The organism is Mesotoga sp. HF07.pep.5.2.highcov (assembly GCF_003666285.1).
Taxonomy (GTDB): domain Bacteria; phylum Thermotogota; class Thermotogae; order Petrotogales; family Kosmotogaceae; genus Mesotoga; species Mesotoga prima.
Map to the genome: position 1 here is coordinate 1 of NZ_JFHJ01000232.1, position 768 is coordinate 768.

Sequence of the window (768 nt, forward strand, 5' to 3'; positions counted from 1 at the left end):
TTTGTTTTTGTGGCGATTTTGACCGTTTTGCAGTTCAGATTTGCTGAGCGCAAGGTCTTCTATGGATGATGGTGGGGTGGACTAGATGAAGCAAAGAAAGTCTTCAGTATTCCTGAGCTACCTAATATTGACAGTAGCAATAGTAGCAATAATGTTTCCAATATACTATGCGTTCACCATGAGCACTTTCAATGATAAGGAAGCCTACTCGTTCCCCCCGAAGTTTCTTCCCAGCGTTCATGCTTTCGATAACTATGTTAAAGCGTGGAAAACAGTCAACATGGGGAGGTTAATATTTAACAGCGCCTTTATTGCAGTCACTGTGGCGCTTGCCAAGATCTTTCTTTCTATGCTTGCAGCTTTCGCTTTCACGTATTTCGGCAACTTCAGGGGCAAGTTCTTTTTCTTCGCAGTCATACTCATAACACACATGCTGCCGCTACCAATCAGAATCGTGCCTACTTATGAGCTTATGAGGACATTTGGCTGGGTTGACACTTATTGGGCTTTAACAATCCCCTTCTTTGCAAGTGCGACAGGAACGCTTCTTTTCAGGCAGCTGTTCATGACGGTTCCTTCTTCTCTTTCCGACGCAGCCAGAATTGACGGGGCGGGACCAATGAGATTCTTGTTCAGCGTATTGATTCCACTATCGAAGACGAACGTCGGAGCACTTTTTCTCATTGAGTTCACCTATATGTGGAATGAATACTTATGGCCGATGATCGTTACCAACAGCAATAATATGCGTGTAGTTCAGATAGGAAT

General features: G+C 43.9%; 1 protein-coding gene. It reads left to right on the forward strand.

The window, feature by feature from the left end; genetic code table 11:
- Window positions 1–85 precede the first annotated feature (85 nt).
- Window positions 86–768: carbohydrate ABC transporter permease (locus BG32_RS04865; RefSeq protein WP_121526489.1), on the forward strand; the 683-nt coding region annotated here is incomplete at its 3' end.